General features: G+C 69.2%; 17 protein-coding genes. 11 read left to right on the plus strand and 6 right to left on the minus strand.

The window, feature by feature from the left end:
* The first annotated feature begins 1 nt into the window (after position 1).
* The 3 genes from C882_RS08705 to C882_RS08715 all read left to right on the plus strand — a co-directional run bounded on the left by C882_RS08705 (position 2) and on the right by C882_RS08715 (position 4,811).
* Positions 2 to 2,356 (plus strand): 3-hydroxyacyl-CoA dehydrogenase/enoyl-CoA hydratase family protein, encoded by a 2,355-nt coding sequence (locus C882_RS08705; protein ID WP_043644457.1) that lies wholly within the window; start codon positions 2 to 4, stop codon positions 2,354 to 2,356.
* 38 nt (positions 2,357 to 2,394) lie between these two features.
* Positions 2,395 to 4,182 (plus strand): acyl-CoA dehydrogenase C-terminal domain-containing protein, encoded by a 1,788-nt coding sequence (locus C882_RS08710; protein ID WP_009540212.1) that lies wholly within the window; start codon positions 2,395 to 2,397, stop codon positions 4,180 to 4,182.
* 95 nt (positions 4,183 to 4,277) lie between these two features.
* Positions 4,278 to 4,811: a thioesterase family protein gene (locus tag C882_RS08715; RefSeq protein ID WP_009540213.1), complete on the plus strand. Its 534-nt coding sequence runs from the start codon at positions 4,278 to 4,280 to the stop codon at positions 4,809 to 4,811.
* A gap of 70 nt (positions 4,812 to 4,881) precedes the next feature.
* Here C882_RS08715 and clpB read toward each other — a convergent pair whose 3' ends face one another.
* Positions 4,882 to 7,488 carry an ATP-dependent chaperone ClpB gene (clpB, locus tag C882_RS08720; protein WP_009540214.1) on the minus strand — a complete coding sequence of 869 codons (2,607 nt, stop codon included), beginning with the start codon at positions 7,486 to 7,488 and terminating at the stop codon, positions 4,882 to 4,884.
* A 230-nt stretch (positions 7,489 to 7,718) separates the two neighbouring features.
* On the opposite strand from clpB, the gene C882_RS08725 reads away from it, so the two are divergent.
* The gene (locus tag C882_RS08725) at positions 7,719 to 8,534 is read left to right on the plus strand and encodes an MOSC domain-containing protein (RefSeq protein WP_009540215.1); all 816 of its coding nucleotides are present in this window, start codon (positions 7,719 to 7,721) and stop codon (positions 8,532 to 8,534) included.
* A 15-nt stretch (positions 8,535 to 8,549) separates the two neighbouring features.
* Here the strand turns inward: C882_RS08725 and C882_RS08730 are convergent, their stop codons facing one another.
* Positions 8,550 to 9,266 (minus strand): response regulator transcription factor, encoded by a 717-nt coding sequence (locus C882_RS08730; protein WP_009540216.1) that lies wholly within the window; start codon positions 9,264 to 9,266, stop codon positions 8,550 to 8,552.
* A 165-nt stretch (positions 9,267 to 9,431) separates the two neighbouring features.
* Between C882_RS08730 and C882_RS08735 the strand changes: the two genes are divergently transcribed.
* Positions 9,432 to 10,082 (plus strand): DUF2155 domain-containing protein, encoded by a 651-nt coding sequence (locus C882_RS08735; protein WP_043644460.1) that lies wholly within the window; start codon positions 9,432 to 9,434, stop codon positions 10,080 to 10,082.
* A gap of 4 nt (positions 10,083 to 10,086) precedes the next feature.
* Here the strand turns inward: C882_RS08735 and C882_RS08740 are convergent, their stop codons facing one another.
* Positions 10,087 to 10,995, minus strand: a complete 909-nt coding sequence (locus C882_RS08740) for an alpha/beta hydrolase (RefSeq protein WP_009540218.1) — start codon at positions 10,993 to 10,995, stop codon at positions 10,087 to 10,089.
* A gap of 112 nt (positions 10,996 to 11,107) precedes the next feature.
* On the opposite strand from C882_RS08740, the gene C882_RS08745 reads away from it, so the two are divergent.
* From C882_RS08745 to C882_RS08770, 6 genes are read left to right on the plus strand one after another with little or no spacing between them, the layout of a single operon-like run.
* Positions 11,108 to 12,235 (plus strand): 4Fe-4S dicluster domain-containing protein, encoded by a 1,128-nt coding sequence (locus C882_RS08745; RefSeq protein ID WP_009540219.1) that lies wholly within the window; start codon positions 11,108 to 11,110, stop codon positions 12,233 to 12,235.
* 33 nt (positions 12,236 to 12,268) lie between these two features.
* Positions 12,269 to 12,769 (plus strand): cyclic nucleotide-binding domain-containing protein, encoded by a 501-nt coding sequence (locus C882_RS08750; protein WP_009540220.1) that lies wholly within the window; start codon positions 12,269 to 12,271, stop codon positions 12,767 to 12,769.
* Positions 12,766 to 13,668, plus strand: a complete 903-nt coding sequence (locus C882_RS08755; RefSeq protein WP_009540221.1) for an FAD/NAD(P)-binding protein — start codon at positions 12,766 to 12,768, stop codon at positions 13,666 to 13,668. The genes C882_RS08750 and C882_RS08755 overlap by 4 nt, the downstream gene beginning before the upstream one ends.
* Positions 13,669 to 13,671: 3 nt before the next feature.
* Positions 13,672 to 14,457: an NADH-quinone oxidoreductase subunit B family protein gene (locus tag C882_RS08760; RefSeq protein ID WP_009540222.1), complete on the plus strand. Its 786-nt coding sequence runs from the start codon at positions 13,672 to 13,674 to the stop codon at positions 14,455 to 14,457.
* On the plus strand, positions 14,447 to 15,736 hold the full coding sequence (locus C882_RS08765) for a Ni/Fe hydrogenase subunit alpha (RefSeq protein WP_009540223.1): 1,290 nt from the start codon (positions 14,447 to 14,449) through the stop codon (positions 15,734 to 15,736). Before C882_RS08760 ends, C882_RS08765 begins: the two co-directional genes overlap by 11 nt.
* A complete protein-coding gene (locus C882_RS08770; protein WP_009540224.1) occupies positions 15,729 to 16,220 on the plus strand; it encodes a hydrogenase maturation protease in 492 nt (163 codons plus the stop codon). The genes C882_RS08765 and C882_RS08770 overlap by 8 nt, the downstream gene beginning before the upstream one ends.
* Before the next feature lie 243 nt (positions 16,221 to 16,463).
* On the opposite strand, the gene C882_RS08775 is transcribed toward C882_RS08770, so the two are convergent.
* From C882_RS08775 to C882_RS08785, 3 genes are all read right to left on the minus strand, one after another.
* Entirely contained in the window at positions 16,464 to 16,910 is a 447-nt protein-coding gene (locus C882_RS08775; protein ID WP_009540225.1) for a hemerythrin domain-containing protein, read from the minus strand.
* A gap of 117 nt (positions 16,911 to 17,027) precedes the next feature.
* Entirely contained in the window at positions 17,028 to 18,353 is a 1,326-nt protein-coding gene (locus tag C882_RS08780) for an HlyD family type I secretion periplasmic adaptor subunit (RefSeq protein ID WP_009540226.1), read from the minus strand.
* A 1-nt stretch (position 18,354) separates the two neighbouring features.
* A complete protein-coding gene (locus tag C882_RS08785; RefSeq protein WP_043644463.1) occupies positions 18,355 to 20,055 on the minus strand; it encodes a type I secretion system permease/ATPase in 1,701 nt (566 codons plus the stop codon).
* Between the last annotated feature and the right edge of the window lie 32 nt (positions 20,056 to 20,087).

A 20,087-nucleotide genomic window follows, 5' to 3' on the forward strand; every position in this document is an offset into this window, starting at 1 on the left:
CATGACGTCCAAGACCGAGACCCCCATCAAGAAGGTCGCGGTGATCGGCGCCGGTGTCATGGGTGCCGGCATCGCCGCCCATGTCGCCAACGCCGGCATCCCCGTGGTCCTTCTCGACATCGTCCCCGAAGGTGCGGCCAACCGCAACGCCATCGCCGAGGACGCGGTGCAGAAGATGCTGAAGGCCGACCCCGCGCCCTTCATGCACAAGCGCAACGCCAAGCTCATCCAGACCGGCAATATCGAGGACCACCTGGACCTGCTGGCCGACTGCGACTGGATCGTCGAGGCCGTCATCGAGCGCCTGGACATCAAGCAGAGCCTGTATGCCAAGATCGACGGCGTCCGCAAGGCCGGCAGCGTGGTGTCGTCCAACACCTCCACCATTCCGCTGGCGACGCTGACGGAGGGACTGCCGGACGGCTTCAAGGCCGACTTCTGCATCACCCACTTCTTCAACCCGCCGCGCTACATGCGCCTGCTGGAACTGGTGACCGCGCCCGAAACGCGCACCGACGCCGCGACCGCCATCACCGAGTTCTGCGACCACAAGCTCGGCAAGTCGGTTGTGGTGTGCAAGGACCGGCCGGGCTTCATCGCCAACCGGCTGGGCATCCTGTGGCTGCTGGCCGGCGTGACGGAAGCCCGCCGCCTGGGCCTGACGGTGGAAGAGGCCGACGCCATCATCGGGCGCCCCTTCGGCATTCCCAAGACCGGCGTCTTCGGGCTGATCGACCTGGTGGGCCTGGACCTGATGCCGCACGTGCTGAAAAGCATGGTCGGCGCCCTGCCCGAGACCGACGCCTTCTTCCAGCTCGACCGTGACCTGTCGCTGGTGGAAAAGATGATTGCCGAGGGCTACACCGGCCGCAAGGGCAAGGGCGGGTTCTACCGCATCAACCGCGCCGGCGGGGCTAAGGTGAAGGAGGCCATCGACCTCCAGACCGGCGAATACCGCCCGACCGTCAAGCCGGCGCTGGAAAGCATCGACGCCGGCAAGTCCGGCGGCGCCGCCGCGCTGCTCACGCACTCCGACAAGGGCGGCCGCTATGCCCGCGCCGTCATGGCCCGCACGCTGGCCTACGCCGCCGCGCTGGTGCCGGAAGCAGCCGATGAGGTCTACGCCGTCGATGAGGCCATGCGGCTTGGCTACAACTGGAAGCAGGGCCCGTTCGAGCTGATCGACAAGATCGGCGCCGACACGCTCATCCAGGTGCTCAAGTCCGAGGGCATGGCGGTCCCCACCCTGCTGGAGACCGCGGCCGGCAAGACCTTCTACAAGATCGAAGGCGGCACCCGCCTTCAACTCGGCACCGACGGCCAGTACCGCGAGATGGTCCGCCCCGACGGCGTGGTCATGCTGGCCGACATCAAGCTGACGGCCAAGCCGCTGGTCAAGACGTCCTCCGCCGCGCTGTGGGACATCGGGGACGGCGTCGCCTGCCTGGAATTCACGGGCAAGATGAACAGCCTGGACCCGGATGTACTGAAGTGCATCCACAAGTCCATCCCTGTGGTTGAGCAGGGCTTCAAGGCGCTGGTCATCTACAACGAGGGCAGCAATTTCTCCGTCGGCGCCAACCTGGGCCTGGCGCTGTTCGCCGCCAACATGGCCGCGTGGAGCCAGATCGAGGAACTGGTGGAGAAGGGCCAGCAGGTCTACAAGGCGCTGAAGTACGCGCCCTTCCCCGTGGTCGCCGCGCCGTCCGGCATGGCGCTCGGCGGCGGCTGCGAGATCGTGCTGCATTCCGATGCCGTCCAGGCCCATGCCGAGACCTACATCGGCCTGGTGGAAGTGGGCGTCGGCCTGATCCCCGGCTGGGGCGGCTGCAAGGAAATGCTCGCCCGCTGGACCGAGGCGGGGGCGGCAAACAAGGCGCCCAAGGGCCCCATGCCGCCGGTCGCCAAGGCGTTCGAGACCATTTCCGTCGCCACCGTCGCCAAGTCGGCCGCCGAAGCGCAGAGCAACCTGTTCCTGCGCCCGACCGACGGCGTGACCATGAACCGCTACCGCCTGCTGGCCGACGCCAAGGCTCGCGCGCTGGCGCTGGCCGAGGGCTACACCCCGCCGGAGGAACCCGTCTTCCGCCTGCCGGGCGAGACCGGCCGGGTGGCGCTGGAAATGGCGGTGAAGGGCTTCCGCAAGCTGGGCAAGGCGACGCCGCACGACGAGGTGGTCTCCGCCGCGCTGGCGTCTGTGCTGACGGGTGGCGAGACCGCCGACATGACTGTCGAGCTGAGCGAGGACGACGTCCTGGAGCTGGAGCGCGAGGCGTTCAACACGCTGCTGCGCCACCCGGACACGCTGGCGCGGGTCGAGCACATGCTCGAAACCGGCAAGCCGCTGCGGAATTAAGGCGCCTCGCGTCAGCACGAGATTAGAGGAAACGAGCAATGGCTGTTTACCAGGCTCCCCTGCGCGACATGCGCTTCACCTACCGCGAGCTTCTGGGCTCGGACAAGGTGACGGAACTGCCCGGCTGCGAGGAAGCGACCCCCGACCTCGTGGACGCGGTGCTGGAGGAAGCGGGCAAGGTCTGCGAAAGCGTCCTGTTCCCGCTCAACCGCAGCGGCGACGAGGAAGGCTGCACCTTCGAGAACGGCGTGGTCCGCACCCCCAAGGGCTTCAAGGAGGCGTACGAGACCTTCCGCGAGGGCGGCTGGGTCGGCATGGCCTGCGATCCCGACTACGGCGGCCAGGGCCTGCCCAACTGCGTCAACACGCTGGTGGAGGAGATGATCTGCTCCGCCAACATGAGCTTCGGCATGTACCCCGGCCTGTCGCATGGCGCCTACAAGGCGATCAAGCGCTTCGGGACGGACGAGCAGAAGCAGACCTACCTGCCCAAGCTGACGGACGGCATCTGGTCGGGCACCATGTGCCTGACCGAGCCCCACTGCGGCACCGACCTCGGCCTCATCCGCACCAAGGCGGAACCGGGCGCGGCCGAGGGCGAGTGGAAGATCACCGGCACCAAGATTTTCATTTCCGCCGGCGAGCATGACCTGACGGAAAACATCATCCATCTGGTGCTGGCCCGCCTGCCCGACGCGCCGCCGGGCATCAAGGGCATCTCGCTGTTCGTTGTGCCCAAGTTCATGCCCAAGGAAGACGGATCGGTCGGTGCGCGCAACGGTGTCGCCTGCGGCTCCATTGAGCACAAGATGGGCATCAAGGCGTCCGCCACCTGCGTCATGAACTTCGACGAGGCCACCGGCTGGCTGGTGGGCGAGCCCCACAAGGGGATGCGCGCCATGTTCACCATGATGAACGCCGCCCGCCTCGGCGTCGGCGTCCAGGGCCTCGGCATCATGGAAGCGTCCTACCAGGGCGCGGTGGACTACGCCCGCGAGCGCACCCAGGGCCGCGCCCTGACGGGCGCCAAGGCGCCAGAGCAGAAGGCCGACCCCATCATCGTCCACCCCGACGTCCGCCGCATGCTGCTGACCATGAAGGCGTACACGGAAGGCGGCCGGATGCTGGCAGCCTGGATCAGCCAGGAGCTGGACTACGCCGAGAAGTGCCAGGACCCCAAGCGCCGGCAGGAGGCGGAGGATTTCGTCGCCCTGATGACGCCCATCGTCAAAGGCGTGCTGACGGACCTGGGCAGCGAGGTCGCGAACCTGGGCGTGCAGGTCTACGGCGGCCACGGCTACATCCGCGAATGGGGCATGGAGCAGTACGTCCGCGACGCCCGCATCGCCCAGATCTACGAAGGCACCAACGGCATCCAGGCCCTGGACCTGGTCGGCCGCAAGCTGGGCGCCCACACGGGCCGCTACCTGCGCCGGTTCTTCCATCCGCTGTCGGAATACATCGACCGCATCATGGATGACGACGAACTGGAGGACTTCGCCCTGCCGCTGGCGAAACAGTTCGTCCGTCTTCAGCAGGCCACCGGGTACATCGCCCAGAAGGGGCTGAGCAACCCCAACGAGGCGGGTGCTGCCGCCACCGACTACATGCGCCTGTTCGGGCTGGTCGCCATGGGCTACCTGTGGGTGCGCGCCGTCGAAGTGGCGAAGCAGAACCTGGATGGCGACGAGGCCGACTTCTACAAGGCCAAGATCACCACCGCGAAGTTCTACTTCGAGCGCCTGCTGCCCCAGACCGGCGCCCTGTTCGCCGCCATCATGTCGGGCTCCAGGACCATGATGGAGATGGACGAAGCGGCGTTCTGAGACCGGGCGGCGGCCCCTGACCGCGCCGCCGCCCTCCCCGACCCCGATCCGCCGGCCGCGGCCGGTTTCCGATGCATGGAGGCTCCCGTAAACCCATGAACCTGTGGCTTCGCCTGCTCCGGGTCATTGTCGGGGCCCTGCTCGGCCGGCGGATCGGGCTGTTCAAGGCCTCGGCCCTGACCTTCCGGGTCTGGCCGACGGACCTGGACCTCAACATCCACATGAACAACGCCCGCTACCTGTCGGTCATGGACCTGGGGCGGACTGATCTCATCATCCGCACCGGCCTGCACAAGTTGATGCTTCGCCACAAGTGGCAGGCCGTGATTGGCGGCGCGACGGTGCGCTACCGCCGGCCGCTCAAGCCCTTTCAGCGCTTCGATCTGTCCACCCGCCTGCTGTACTGGGACGACCGCTGGATCTACCTGGAGCAGACCATCACCACCGCCGACGGGGCGGTAGCCTGCTCGGCCATGGTGAAGGCCGTCTTCACCGCCGGCGGCAAGCGCGTGAGCCCGGCCGAGACGGTGGCCGCGGCGGGGCACGACGCTCCATCGCCCGAGGTGCCGGGCTGGGTCAATGCCTGGCAGGCCATGGAGCAGACGGCGGACACCGCCCGGGCGGTTTGACCGTGCGTGAAGAAAAGGGGGAGCGGCCGCCGTGCCGCTCCCCCTTCCACTTGACCGGACCGGGCCTGGATCAGGCCGCTTCCGCCTCCACGGCCTCGCCGTTGATGACCAGATTGCCGCCCTCGGCCGTGACGGTGACCGTCTCGCCGTCCTCGATGCGGCCTTCCAGCATCATCATTGCCAGCGGGTTTTCCAGGCTCTTCTGGATCACGCGCTTGAGCGGACGGGCGCCGTAGACCGGATCGTAGCCGTGATCGGCCAGCCACTGGCGGCCGCCCTCGTCCAGGCTGAGGGTGACCTTGCGATCCTCCAGGCGCTTCGCCAGACGGCGGATCTGGATGTCGACGATGCCGGCCATGTTCTCGCGGAACAGGCGGTGGAACAGCAGCACCTCGTCCAGGCGGTTGAGGAACTCGGGCCGGAAGGCCTCGCGCACCACCTCCATCACCATGGGCCGGACAACGCTGGAATCCTCGCCCTCCGGCTGGTTGGCGAGCACGTCGCTGCCCAGGTTCGAGGTCATGACGATCAGCGTGTTGCGGAAGTCCACGGTGCGGCCCTGGCCGTCGGTCAGGCGGCCGTCGTCCAGCACCTGCAGCAGCACGTTGAAGACGTCGGGGTGCGCCTTCTCCACCTCGTCGAACAGCACCACCTGATAGGGCCGGCGGCGCACGGCCTCGGTCAGCGAGCCGCCTTCCTCGTACCCCACATAGCCCGGCGGGGCACCGATCAGGCGGGCGACGGCGTGCTTTTCCATGAACTCCGACATGTCGATGCGGACCATGGCCGTCTCGTCGTCGAACAGGAACTCCGCCAGCGCCTTGGTCAGCTCCGTCTTGCCCACGCCCGTCGGGCCGAGGAAGAGGAAGCTGCCCATGGGCCGGTTGGGGTCGCTGATGCCGGCGCGCGAGCGGCGGATGGCGTTGGACACCGCCACCACGGCCTCGCGCTGGCCGACCACGCGGCGCTGGAGGTTGTCCTCCATGCGCAGCAGCTTCTCGCGCTCGCCGGTCAGCATCTTGTCCACCGGAATGCCGGTCCAGCGGCTGACGACGGAGGCGATGTGCTCGGGCGTCACGGTCTCGTTGACCATGGAATTGCCCGACGTGCCTTCGCCGTCGCCTTCGCGGTGCTCGGCTTCCTTCAGCTTGGCCTCAAGCTGCGGAATGGTGGCGTACTGAAGCTCGCCGGCCTTTTCGTACTGGCTGTCGCGCAGCGCCCGCTCCAGTTCCGACCGGGCCTGATCCAGCTGTTCCTTGAGCTTGGAGGCCGACGCGACCTTGTCCTTCTCCGCCTGCCAACGGGCGGTCAGGGCGGCGCTTTCGCCCTCAAGCTCGGCAAGCTCCTTCTCCAGCTTTTCCAGCCGGTCGCGCGAGGCTTGGTCGGTCTCCTTCTTCAGGGCCTCCCGCTCGATCTTGAGCTGGATGACGCGGCGGTCCAGTTCGTCCAATTCCTCGGGCTTGCTGTCCACTTCCATGCGCAGGCGGCTGGACGCCTCGTCCATGAGGTCGATGGCCTTGTCGGGCAGGAAGCGGTCGGTGATGTACCGGTTGGACAGCGTCGCGGCCGAAACCAACGAGGCATCGGCAATGCGCACGCCGTGGTGAAGTTCGTACTTCTCCTTGATGCCGCGCAGGATGGACACCGTGTCCTCCACCGTCGGCTCTTGCACGAAGACCGGCTGGAAGCGACGGGCGAGCGCGGCGTCCTTCTCCACGTGCTTGCGGTATTCGTCCAGCGTGGTCGCGCCGACGCAGTGCAGTTCCCCGCGCGCGAGCGCCGGCTTGATCATGTTCGACGCATCCATGGCACCTTCCGCCTTGCCGGCGCCGACCAGCGTGTGCATCTCGTCGATGAACAGCACGATGCGGCCCTCGGCGGCGGTGATTTCCTCCAGCACCGCCTTCAGGCGCTCCTCGAACTCGCCGCGGAACTTGGCCCCGGCCACCATGGCGCCCAGGTCGAGCGCCAGAAGCCGCTTGTTCTGGAGGCTTTCCGGCACGTCGCCGTTGACCATGCGCAGGGCCAGGCCCTCGACGATGGCGGTCTTGCCGACGCCGGGCTCGCCGATCAGCACGGGGTTGTTCTTGGTGCGGCGGCTGAGGACCTGGATGGTGCGGCGGATTTCCTCGTCGCGGCCGACCACCGGGTCGAGCTTGCCCTCGCGGGCTGCTTCCGTCAGGTCGCGGGCGTACTTCTTCAGGGCGTCGTACTGGTCTTCGGCGCTGGCGGACTGGGCGGTGCGGCCCTGGCGCATCTCCTTGATGGCGCCGTTCAGCTTATCGGCCGTCAGCCCCGCGTCCTTGAGCACGCGGCCGGCCTGGGTGCCCGAGGTGGCGAGCGCCAGCAGCATGTATTCGGCGGTGACGTAGCTGTCGCCGGCCTTCTCGGCCGCCTGCGTCGCCTGGTCGAGCACACGCCCCAGTTCCTGCGCCACGTACATCTGGGCGCCTTCAACCTTGGGCATCTTGTCGACGGCGGCGGTGACGGCCTCCAGCGCCTTCACCGGATCGGCCCCGGCGGATCGCAACAGGTTGGCGGCCAGCCCCTCCTTGTCGTCAAGCAGCGCCTTCAGAAGGTGCTCCGGCGTGACCTGCTGGTGGTTCTGGCGCAGCGCGATGGTCTGCGCCGCCTGGATGAAGCCTTTTGAGCGGTCGGTGAACTTCTCGAAATCCATAGTCTTCTCTCTCCCGTCTCAGCGACGAGGTTGCAGGCCCCGGTAATCGGCGACCGACAACCCCTCACGGTTGAAAGGGACATAGGGACGGCGCGCATCCGCCGCAAGAGACGGCAGCAGCCGCCCGTCGACAAGCGTTGGCCTTAACGCCGCAGGCCCACGATGAGGTTTTCCGCATTGTCGGACACGCGCCCATTGACAAGCCGGGCCAGTTGTTCAATGGAGTTTCCATGACATTGCATATCGCCGCCCTCTGCCGCTTCCCCGTCAAGGCCCTGAGCCCCCAGCCGCTGGAACACGCTGTTCTGGAAACCGGCGGGGGCATGCAGGGCGATCACGTCTTCGCCCTGGCCCACGGGGCAGCCTCGCGCGCGGCGGGGGGCGGCGATGCGGTGATCGGGCGCCTGCCGCGCACCAGCCTCATCACCCTGTCGGACTGCCCGAAGCTCGCGACCCTGCGCACCCGCTTCATCGACCAGCTGAACGTCATGACCGTGGAACGCGGCGGCCGGCAAGTGGCGCGCGGCGACCTGACCCAGCCCGTCGGCCGGGCCATGCTGGAGGATTTTTTCGGCGCCTTCCTCAAGGAGACGGCCCGCGGCGGCCCGCGCATCGTCATCGCCAAGCCGGGCGAGACCTTCGCCAACCACGAGACGCCGGGCGTGGTGCTGATCAACCGGGCGAGCGTCGCCGACATCGAACGGGTGGCAGGCAAGCCGGTCGACCCGACGCGCTTCCGCGCCAACGTGCTGATCGACGGCCCGCAGCCTTGGCAGGAGCTGGACTGGGTGGGCCACACCATCCGCATCACCGCCGCGGGTGGGCAACCGTCCAGCATCTCGGGCGGACCGCGGCCGGTGACGCTGCGGGTGCGCGAGGCCATGCCCGTTCACCCCGCCGCCGAGGTCAACCCTGAGACCGGCGAGGTCGACCTGAACCTGGACAAGGCCATGAAGCAGGGCCTGGGCCACGATCATTTCGGCGTGCTCTGCGAGGTGGTGGACGGCGGCACCGTCACCACCGGCGACACGGTGATGGTGGAATAAAGGAAAGGGGCCGGCCTACTGCCAGCCCATGATCTCGCGGATGCGCAGGGCGGCCTGGGTGCGGCTGTCCACGTTCAACGCCCGCAGCACGCCCGAAACGTGCGCCTTGACGGTGGACAGGTTCAGGCCCAGCCGCTCGCAGATCTCGGCGTTGGACAGGCCCTCGCCCAGAAGCTCCATCACCTGGCGCTGACGCCGCGTCAGCGACGCGACCACCGGATGCTGGGCAACCGGATCGGGGCGGACGGCGCCGCGCCCCACTGAGTCAGCAGAAAATCCCGGCGCCGCGGCAGGCCCGCCGACACCGGCAGACGCATCAGCCGGCGCCATGCCCAATTCGGGAGGCACATAAGTACCGCCCGCCAGCACGATCCGCAGCACACCGCCCAGGACCGCATGCTCGGTGGATTTGGGAATGAAGGCCCGCACACCCTGCGCAAGCGTCGCCCGCATGGCGGCGGGGTCCTCGGTCATGGAAAACACCGCCACCGGGCACGGCGCCAGACGCCGCACGAGGTCGCCCACCTGATCCTGGCCGGTGTAGCCCGGCATCCGCAAATCCATGACCAGAAGGTCCGCCGCCGGCGTGCCCTCGGGCGTGTCGGCCACGGCGGCTTCCAACTCGGGGAACGAGCGGGCCTCGATGATCTCGGCGGTCGGTTCGATGTCGCTGACCACGGCGCGCAGGGCGGCGCGGATGATACTGTGGTCGTCAGCGAGGATGATGCGCATGGTCTTTGGTCTCGGCCCAACGGACAAGTTTGCGCGCATTCTTAACGGTTGCGCCCTCGCGGTCAAAGGATATACCGCACGGCGGAGGCGAAAATGTTGCGGCGCGTAGTCATTCCGCGACCGTCGGCGGCGCCCGGGCGTTGACCGGAAAACGGAGGATTTTTCATGCGCCCCATCCCTCGAGTTTCGATCACGAGGGTCGCCGCCGCGCTGGCCACGGTCGTGGCGGCAAGTGCCCTTTCGCCCGGTACGACCGCCGCGCAGTCGGCGGTGACGCCCGATGAGTTCGTGCCCCAGCAGGTGGCCGTTCTGGGCGCGCTGGACAAGATCACCGCGCGCGAACGGGAACTGATCATTCCCGTCGGGACCAGCGACCAGTTTCAGGGGCTGGCGGTCATGGTCCGCACCTGCCAGCGCACCACCGTCTCCACCACGCCGCAGAGCGCCGCATTCCTGGAGATCAGCGATGAAAGCGTGATCAAGCGCGGCCGCCGTCCGACCGACGGCGCGTCGGCCTCCGGCGATGTGCCGGCGCCAGAGCAGGTGTCGACAGACGACAGCCCTGATGCGCCGCCTCACCTGTTCACCGGCTGGATGTTCTCGGCCTCTCCCTCGGTTTCGGCGATGGAGCACCCGGTCTACGACATCGTGCTGAAGGGCTGCCGCGCCAGCGCGCCGCAAGTGGCGGTCGCACCCCTGCCCACGCGCAAGCACGGCGTCCGGTCGGCGGCGGTTCCCCTGCCGGGGCTCAAGCCTGCCACGCCCGCCGACCCGACGATGACGCAGACGGCGCAGCGCCCGGAAGAGACCGGATAGGCCGTCAGCGGCCGCCCCCGCCCGTCATCCGCATGGTCGCCTCGAACAACGCGCTTGCGGGGTCGGCCAGGTCGAGGACCACGTCGAAGTGGTGGCGGTCGGGCGCCGGCACCTCGTGCACCAGGTTGCCCGCCGCCCGCCAGGCCGCCGCAAACTCGGCCGTCTGGCGCTTGAACTCGCCCTGCTCGTGCGCGCCGACGGTCAGCACCAGGGGCGTGCCCACGCCCTGCGGCACCTTGTAGAGCGGACTGTTGCGGCGGGCGGTCTCGGCGTCGAGGCTCATCCAGCTGTTGATCTCCGACAGGCGGATGGGCTCCAGGTCGAAAAGCCCGCTGGCTGCCATGCCGCCGGCGACGACGTCCTCGGGCACACCGAGTTCGGCGTGCCAGCCGGGCGCCAGGAGCATCCCCGCCAGATGACCGCCCGCCGACGACCCGCCGACGACGATACGCCGGCGGTCGATGCCGAACCGGTCCGCCTTGTGCCACAGCCAAGCCACCGCCGCCCGGCACTGACGCACGATCTCGTCGAGCGTTACCGCCGGTGCCAGCCCATAGTTCAGCGCCGCCACCGCGCAGCCCGCCTGCACGAAGGCCGGCGCCATGAAGCCCGAGTCCTCCCGCCCCAGCAGGCGCCAGTAGCCGCCGTGGATATAGACGAACAGCGGCGCTCCCTCCCCCGCCGGGTAGAGGTCGAGCGTCTCCGCCTCGCTGTCGCCGTAGGACAGCCCCTCGTGCACGGCAAGGCTCGCACGGGCGGCTGCCGTCATTTCGGCGTAGCGCCTGGTGTAGATGGTGAAATCCGGAACCTGGTCGCGCGCCCGGTATTCCCTATCCAGGGCCGCCTGATCAAGACCGCGGTACACGGCGGAACCGGCGCGGTCGGGGGTGTCGACGGTACGGGGCCCGGTCATGGCGATCCCACCGGGCCTGCGATCACCGCATGTCGGTTATCCCGAGCCATCGTTCACTTCCCTCTAATATTCGGTTAGACTTGATCGGCTTGCTCCATCGGGGGAACGCGCCATGGACGATGTATCCGGTCTCCTGCGCCCCGCCGACCAGTCGGCGCTCATCGATGCGCTGACGGCCCGAGGCTACACGGTCCTGGCCCCTGTGCGCCAGGGCGACGCCCTGACGGTCGCGCCGGTCACCGCCCTCGATCAGGTGGCGCGCGGGTGGACCGCCGACCAGACGGCCGGCACCTATCGCCTGCGCCGCCGCGACGACGCACGCCGCTTCGCCACCACCCCCGCCGCCTTGCCGTGGAAGCGGGTCCTGCATCCGCCGGAAGCCCACCTTTGGACGGCGCGCGACACCGGCAACGGCTTCGAGATGATCTCCAAGCCCGAGCCGCCGCCGAAGCAGGCGCTTTTGGGCCTGCTGCCCTGCGACCTGGCGGCCATCGCGCGGCAGGACAAGGTGTTCGACAACGGCACCTTCGCCGACCCCGTCTACACCGGCCGGCGCGAGAATGCCCTGCTGATCGCCGCAACCTGCGCGCAGGCCGGGGACACATGCTTCTGCGCGGCCATGGAAACCGGCCCCGACGTCCGCAGCCCGTGCGACATCGCGCTGACCGAGCTGGACGACGACGCAGGCTGGCTGGTGGAGGCGCGCTCCGGCAAGGGTGCAGAAATCCTCTCCGGCCTGCCGCTTGCGCCCGTGCCGGACACGGCGTTCACGCAGCGCGACGCGATCGCCGAGGCCACGGCGGCGGCGCAGATCCGCACCCTGCCGGCGGACACACCGGGCCTGCTGCACCGCCACCTGGATCACCCGCACTGGCAGGCGGTGGCCGATCGCTGCCTGTCCTGCGGCAACTGCACGAACCAGTGCCCCACGTGCTTCTGCTCCAACACCGAGGACGTGACCAGCCTGGACGGCACCATCGCCGAGCGCCGGCGGGTATGGGACAGCTGCTTCTCGCTGGATTTCACCTACGCCACCGGCCGTCCGCTTCGCCAAAGCACGGAAAGCCGCTACCGCCAATGGATCACGCACAAGCTGTCCACCTGGCATGACCAGTTCGGCGAAAGCGGATGCATCGGCTGCGGGCGCTGCATCACCTGGTGCCCCGTCGGCATCGACATCACCGAGGAAGCCGCGGCCCTCGCGGCACTGGAAGATGCGGCGGAGGCGGCCCACGCCTGACCGAGCCGCGCCCCGACCGGAGGAGGACGGGCCATGACCGACACCGTCAAGGAACCCATCGAGCGGCTCCTGCACAACCACCCCTTCTTCGCCGGCATGGAGGAACCCATGCTGGAGAAGCTGGCCGCCTGCGCCACGACGCGCACCTACAAGGCCGGCCACCGCGTGCTGAAGGAAGGAGCCTGCGCCGACCATTTCACCGTCCTGTTGTCGGGCTGCGTGGCCGTGGAGGTCGCGACACCCGAGCAGGGCGTGACGCCGCTGCAGACCCTGCACGCCGGCGACATCCTCGGCTGGTCCTGGCTGGTGGCGCCCTACCGCTGGACGTTCTCGGCCACCGCGCGCGAGGACACCCGGGCGGTCATCTTCGACGCGCCCTGCCTGCGCCGCGCGCTGGAGGCCGACCACGAACTGGCCTACCACCTGATGCCGCGTTTCATCGGCGTCATGTCGGAACGCCTGCACAGCGCCCGGCTTCAGATGCTCGACCTTTACGGGCCGCCGGCCGGAGCCAGGGAAAGGGGGCTGGCATGAGCACGCTCGCCACGCCGCTGAAGGGCCATGCACCACCGCCGGAGGCTCCGCACCCGGCCGCGGCGCCCGATCCGGCGACCGACCCCATGGTGCCGCGGCCCTTCCGCATCGTGCGCGTGAAGAAGGAGTTGTCTGACACCTTCACCTTCGACCTGGTGGCGCAGGACGGCGCGCCGCTCGGCTTCCGCCCCGGGCAATTCAACATGCTCTACGTCTTCGGCGTTGGGGAAGTGCCCATCTCCATCAGCGGCGACCCCGCCGTGCCCGAGGTTCTGGTGCACACGACCCGCGCCGTCGGCACCGTCACCCGCGCCATGTGGGCGATGAAGGCCGGCGCGACCATTGGCATCCGCGGCCCGTTCGGCTCTGCCTGGCCGGTGGAGACGGCGCGCGGCGGCGACGTGGTGGTGGTGGCCGGCGGCATCGGGCTTGCGCCTCTGCGGCCGCTGATCCACACGCTGCTGAACCAGCGTGAGAGCTTCAACCGCGTCATGATCCTCTACGGCGCCCGCACGCCCGAGGATATCCTCTACAAGACCGAGGTGCGCGCCTGGCGCGGGCGGTTCGACGTCAGCGCGCAAGTCACCGTCGACCGCGCCACCGGCGGCTGGTCCGGCCCGGTGGGCGTGGTGACGCGGCTCATCAATGCCGGCGGGTTCGACGCGCCGTCCACCACCGCCTTCGTCTGCGGGCCCGAAGTGATGATGCGCGCGGCCTGCGACGCGCTGACCCGCAAGGGCGTCGCGCGCGGCAAGGTGTGGCTGTCCATGGAGCGCAACATGAAGTGCGCACTGGGCTTCTGCGGCCATTGCCAGTGGGGCGGCGCCTTCGTCTGCAAGGACGGCCCGGTCTTCAACTACGCCGCCGTCGCCGACCGGCTGCCCGTCGCGGAGTATTGAGCCATGGCCACAAGCACCCGCAAACGCCCCAAGCTCGCCGTCTGGAAGTTCTCCAGCTGCGACGGCTGTCAGCTCCAGCTTCTGGACCTTGAGGACCACTTGCTGGATATCGCCGACGCGGTGGACATCGCCTATTTCCTGGAGGCCACCCGCGCCACCGCGCGCGGCCCCTACGACCTGTCGCTGGTGGAAGGCTCCATCACCAACCGCCATGACGCGGAGCGCATCCAGAAGGTGCGCCGCCAGAGCAAGGTTCTGGTCTCCATCGGGGCCTGCGCCAACTCCGGCGGCATCCAGGCCCTGAAGAACTTCGCCGACCACAAGGACTTCATCCGCGCCGTCTACGCCCGGCCGGACTACATCGACACGCTGGCGACGTCGACGGGCATCGCCGACCACGTGCCGGTGGACTTCGAGCTGCGCGGATGTCCGGTGGATCGTCACCAGCTGCTGGAGGTGGTCTCCGCCTTCCTGGCCGGCCGCAAGCCCAACATCCCGCGCACCGCCGTCTGCACCGAGTGCAAGCGACGCGGCATCGCTTGCGTCACCGTTGCGAGCGGCACGCCCTGCCTCGGCCCCGTGACACAGGCCGGCTGCGGCGCGCTGTGCCCCGGCTGCGGGCGCGGCTGCTATGGCTGCTTCGGGCCGAAGGAGACGCCAAACATGGCGAACCTGATGGCAGAGTTCGCCTCGCTGGGCCGGTCTGAAACGGGCATCCGCGACGGCTTGCGGCTGTTCAACGCCAATGCGGCGCCCTTCCGCGAGGAGTCCCTGCGCCATGACGACTAAGCGCATCAAGGTCGAGGCCCTGGCCCGCGTGGAAGGGGAAGGCGCGCTCGACGTCAAGGTCCGCAACGGCACCGTGACGGACCTGAAGTTCCGCATCTACGAACCGCCGCGCTTTTTCGAGGCCCTGTTGCGCGGGCGCCAGTACAGCGACGCCCCCGACATCACCGCCCGCATCTGCGGCATCTGCCCCGTCGCCTATCTGCTGGGCGCGTCGCAGGCCATGGAGGACGCGCTGGGGGTGGAGGTGGGGCCGGAGATCACCGCGCTCCGCCGGCTCATCTACACCGGCGAATGGATCGAAAGCCACGTCCTGCACGTCGCCATGCTGCACGCGCCGGACTTCCTGGGCCTGGACGACAGCCTGCAAATGGCGCGCACGCATCCCGACGTGGTCACCACCGCCCTGCGGCTGAAGAAGCTGGGCAATCGGCTTCTGGAGGTCATCGGCGGACGGGCGGTGCATCCGGTGAACCTGAAGGTGGGCGGGTTCTACTCGGTCCCCCCGCGCCAGGCGCTGACAGACCTGCTGCCGGAAATCGAGTGGGGGATCGAGGCAGCACGCATGCTCGCCCGCACCGTCGCCACCTTCGATTTTCCGGACCTTGAGCGCGACTATCTGTTCGTCGCGCTCCGCCACGCCGACGAATACGCTATCGCGCGCGGCGACCTGCGGACCAGCGAGGGCGCGGACGTGCCGTTGGCGGCTTTCGAGCAGCACTTCGGCGAGCACCACGTCAAGCACTCCAACGCCCTGCACGGGCTGACCAGCGACGGCCGGCCGTATCACGTCGGCCCGCTGGCGCGCTATGCCGTGAACTACGATACCCTGCGGCCCGAGGTGCAGGACGAGGCCCGCGCGGCGGGGCTGGGACCGGTGGAGCGCAATCCCTTCAAGTCCATCATCGTCCGCAGCCTGGAAGTCTTGCAGGCCCTGCTGGACGCCCGCGACCTGATTACGGCCTATGTGCCGCCGGAAGACGCCTCCGCCCCCGTCACGGTCCGCGCCGGGGAAGGCGTGGGATGCACGGAGGCCCCGCGCGGCATCTGCTGGCACCGCTACCGCCTCAACGACGACGGCACCATCGCCGAGGCCCGTATCGTGCCGCCGACGTCGCAGAACCAGCCAACCATAGAGGAGGACCTGCGCGAGGTCGTCACCCGCGGCCTCAATCTGCCCGACGACGCGCTGCAGTGGCGCTGCGAGCAGGCCATCCGCAATTACGACCCGTGCATCTCCTGCGCGACGCATTTCCTGCGGCTGAAGGTGGACCGTGGTTGAGGGGGCCGGCAGCAAGGCCGGGCTACCGCCGCTCATCATCGGAGTCGGACAGCCCTGGCGGGGCGACGATGCGGCGGGGCTGGATGCGCTTGCGCTGCTGGACGGCGGCGGCCCGTGGGACTGCCGCCCCCACCACGGCGAGGGCCTGGGCCTGATCGCCCTGTGGGAGGACCGGCCGCTGGTGTTGGTCATCGACGCCGCCCTGTCCGGCGCCGCGCCAGGCGCGCTGCACCGGCTGGAGGTGGCCGATGGCGCGGCGCTGGACGGCGCCGGCTTCCGCTGTTCCTCTCATGCCTTCGGCGTGCGGGAGGCCATCGAGACCGGCCGAGCGCTGGGCAAGCTGCCCGACCGGCTGATCATCCATGCCGTGGAGGGCGCACGGTGGGGCCTGGGCGAACCCTTGAGCGATGCCGTCGCCGCCGCCCTCCCCGCCCTGGCGGACGCGGTGCGGCGGGACCTGTACCGGCTGGCGGATGCGTTTTGAGGCGTCGGCCGTGCGGCGGTTGAGGGGGTGCGTGGGCCCCTGCTTCCGCCGGAGTTACGGATATTTTTCAAGTGTCTGTTTTAGAAAAAGAAACTAGCCGTCATTCCTGCGAAAGCAGGAATCCACATCCGCTGCCAACGACGCCGGGTTGAACGCCCCCGCCCATTGCGTTGACCTCCAGGCACAAAAAGAAGGGCCGCTCGAAGGCGGCCCTCCCTGAGCACATTGCGCCCCATCCAGCGATCAATGCTGCTGCTTGAACTGCTGGTAGCGGTCCCCCATGGCCTTGGCGTCCTCGTCGCTCATGGTCTTGCGGGCCTGGGGAAACATCTCGTCTTCCTCGTCGGAGATATGGTGTTCCAGCGCGCTCTTCAGCTTCTGGACCTTCTCCACGAACGCGTCGGAAGTCTTGTCCATCTTCTCCATCTCGGAGAGCATGGACTTGGCCTCGCCGTGCTCGTTCAGGGCGTCCTTGACCTCTTCCTTGGCCTCCTGGTCATGCTTGGCCTCGCGGAAGTTGGGGTAGAACACCTCTTCCTCGAACTTCGTGTGAAGCTCCAGGTCGTGCTTGACCTCGTTGAACAGCTTCTCGCGCGTCTTCTCGGCCCCTTCGGTGGTGTCGAGAATCTGCGTCAGCGCGTGCTTCACCTTCTCGTGGTCCTGGTGGAGCATGTCGTAAATGGCAGGCATTCGTTGGGCTCCGTATCCGTGTGTGAATGAGAACGGAGAACGGCCCGGCACCCGCCCGGTTGCCCGTTTCAGCGGGCGGGCGCAAGGACCCTCGCGCCCGCCACCGACGGTAGGCAGCTACTCCTCGATCAACGCCTTGTCCAGGGCCGAGCGCAGCGGCTTCATCAAGTAGTCCAGCAGGGTGCGCTCGCCGGTCAGGATCATCACCTCGGCCGGCATGCCGGGCTTGAGCACATGATCCGTGGCACCTTCCACGCGGCCGGACGGCACGCTGACGGTCACGTTGTAGAAAGCCATGCCGGTGCGCTCGTCCTGCTGGCTGTCGCCCGGAACCACGTCGACCGCACCGGTCAGCAGCGGCAGGTTGCGGTCGTGCAGGCCGGGAAAACGGATTTCCGTTTCCTGCCCCACATGCACGCGCTCGATGTCCGTCGGCGGGACGCGGGCGGCAATCTGGAGGGTCTGGTCGTCCGGCACGATCTCCATGAGCGTCTGCCCCGGCTTGACCACGCCGCCGACCGTCTGCGCCGCCAGCCCCTGCACCACGCCGGCCCGCGGCGCCCGCACCTCGGTCCGGGCGAGCACGTCTTCCGCCGCCTGCAACTGGGCGGCGGCGTCGGCTACCTCCAGCCGGGCGTCGCGCAGGGCAGCGGCGGCTTCCTCGCGCGCCGCACGGTGGACCTGCGCGAGCTTGAGTTCCGCCTCCGTCGCCGAGGACTCGGCACGGGCGCGGTCAGCCTCCGCCTGGGCCTCCTGCCCTTCCAGGTGCGCCAGGCCACGTTCCAGCGACCGCACGCGGGTGGCCGTCACCAGACCCTTGGCGTGCAGGTCGCGAATGCCGGCAAGCTCCTCTTCCAGAAGGCGCTTTTCCTTGGCGCGCGCCACGGCGGTCGCCTCCAGCGCTGCGATCTCCTCGCGCACTTGGGCGAGACGTCCGGCGGTCATCTCCGTCTCGCCCGCCAGCGCCTCGCGGGCCTCGGCAAAGGCACGGCGCTCGGCCTCCAGCACGCCCGAAAGCACCGGGTCGGCCTCGGCCAGGGCGGTCAGGTCGGGCGGGAAGGCAACCGCCGCCGCCGCTTCTCGCTGGGCCTCAAGCCGGGCGACGCGGGCGCGCGCGGCGTTGTGGCGGTCGGTCAGGCGGCGGACCGAGGCCGACGCCTGCACCGGGTCGATCCGCGCGAGCACCTGTCCCTCGGCCACCCGGTCGCCCTCGGCCACCAGCACGGCGGACACCACGCCCCCTTCCATGTGCTGGACGGCCTTGCGACCGCCCTCCACGGCGATGACGCCCGGCGCCGCCACGGCCCCGGCCAGCGGTGCGGTGGCGGCCCAGCCGCCGAAGCCCACGAAGGACAAGCCGACGATCACCAGTCCGGCGATCACCGGACCGCGAATGGAGGCGGCGGGGTCGTGCATCTCTGGCATCTCGGGATGATCGGTCATGTCAGGCACTCCGGGGGAACTGAGCGACGCCGGCGGGCTTGCGGGCGCGGCCCGTCAAGCGGCCGAGTACCTCGTCGCGGGCACCGACCACCTCCAGCAGCCCCTCGCGCAGGACGGCGATGCGGTCGCAGGCCGACAGCAGCGCGGCGCGATGGGCGACGATGATGACGGTCCGGCCCTCTGCCCGGAGAATCTCAAGCGCGCCGATCAGCGACGATTCCCCCTCGGCGTCCAGCCCGGCGTTGGGCTCGTCCAATACGATCAGGGCGGGCTCGCCGAACAGGGCGCGCGCGAGCCCGATGCGCTGGCGCTGACCGCCGGAAAGGGCCCGGCCGCTTTCACCCACCGGCGTGTCGTAGCCGGCGGGCAGGCGCTGGATCATGTCGTGCGCGCCGGCCTTCTTGGCGGCGGCGATCACGGCGTCGCGGTCCACCGCGCCCATGCGGGCGATGTTCTGCGCCACCGTACCCTCGAACAGCGCGACCTCCTGCGGCAGGTATCCGATGTGACGGCCGAGGTCGTCGCGCGGCCAGGCGGCGACGTCGAAGCCATCCAGCCGCACGGTGCCCGCCGCCGCCGGCCACAGGCCCAGCAGCACGCGCACCAGACTGGTCTTGCCCGCGCCCGAGCCGCCGACGACGCCCAGGATCTCCCCCGGCGCCACGCTGAAGGCGATGCGCCGCAGGGTCGGACGGTCGGCACCGGGCGCGGCGACCGTCAGGTTGGAAACCTCCAGCCGGCCCTCCGGCGCCGGCGGCACCAGGCGGTCGTCCTCGCCGGCGCCGACGCCGCCCAGCACGTCCTTCAGGCGGCCGAGCGCGGCACGGCCGCCGGCCAGCGTGCGCCAGTGCGCCACCACGCCCTCTACCGGAGCCAGGGCGCGGCCCATGAGAACGGAGGCGGCGATCATCATGCCCGCCGAGATCTGACCGTTGATGACCAGAACGGCGCCGGTTCCCAGCAGCACCACCTGCGTCGCGAACCGCGCCGATTTGGACGCCGCCAGGATCAAGCCGGACCGGCCCGAGGCCGCCGCCTGCCCTGCCAGCGCCCGCCGGCCAGAAGCCTGCCACCGCTCCCGCAGCGCCGCCCCCATGCCCAGCGCCTGCACGGCCTCGGCATTGCGGCGGGCCTCGCCGGCGATCTTCCAGGCCTCTGCCGACGCCTCCGCCGCCTGGGTGGAGGCGGTGCGCGACAGCCGCGCGTTCAGCAGCGCCAGCGCCACGATCACCACCGCACCGCCGGTGGCGACCAGGCCGATCCACGGGTGCATGAGGAATGCAAGCGCCAGAAAGACCGGCACCCACGGGGCGTCGAATACGGCGATCATCCCCGGCCCCGTCACGGCCTCGCGGAAGGACGCCAGGTCGCGCAGGGGCTCGGCGCCCTGCCCGCCGCGCCAGGCGGCATCGAACAGGGGCCGGCGCAGGGCCAGTTCCAGCCGCGTGCCCAAGCGCACCAGAATACGTGAGCGCACCGCGTCCAGCGCAGCCAGCACCGCCAGCGCGCCTATGGCGATCAGCGTGATCGCGGCCAGGGTGGGCAGCGACCGGCTCGCCAGCACCCGGTCGTAGACCTGCAGCATGTAGAGGCTGGGCACCAGCAGGAGCACGTTGGCGAAGATGCTGAAGCCAGCCGCCGCGACGAATCCGCCGCGCAACGAGGCCAGAGCGTTGCCGAGAAGGGTGTTTTTGGTCGTCATCACGTGGCGGTCACCCGATCGGATCGGTTGGA

The organism is Caenispirillum salinarum AK4, assembly GCF_000315795.1.
In the GTDB taxonomy this organism is placed as follows: Bacteria; Pseudomonadota; Alphaproteobacteria; order Rhodospirillales; family Rhodospirillaceae; genus Caenispirillum; species Caenispirillum salinarum.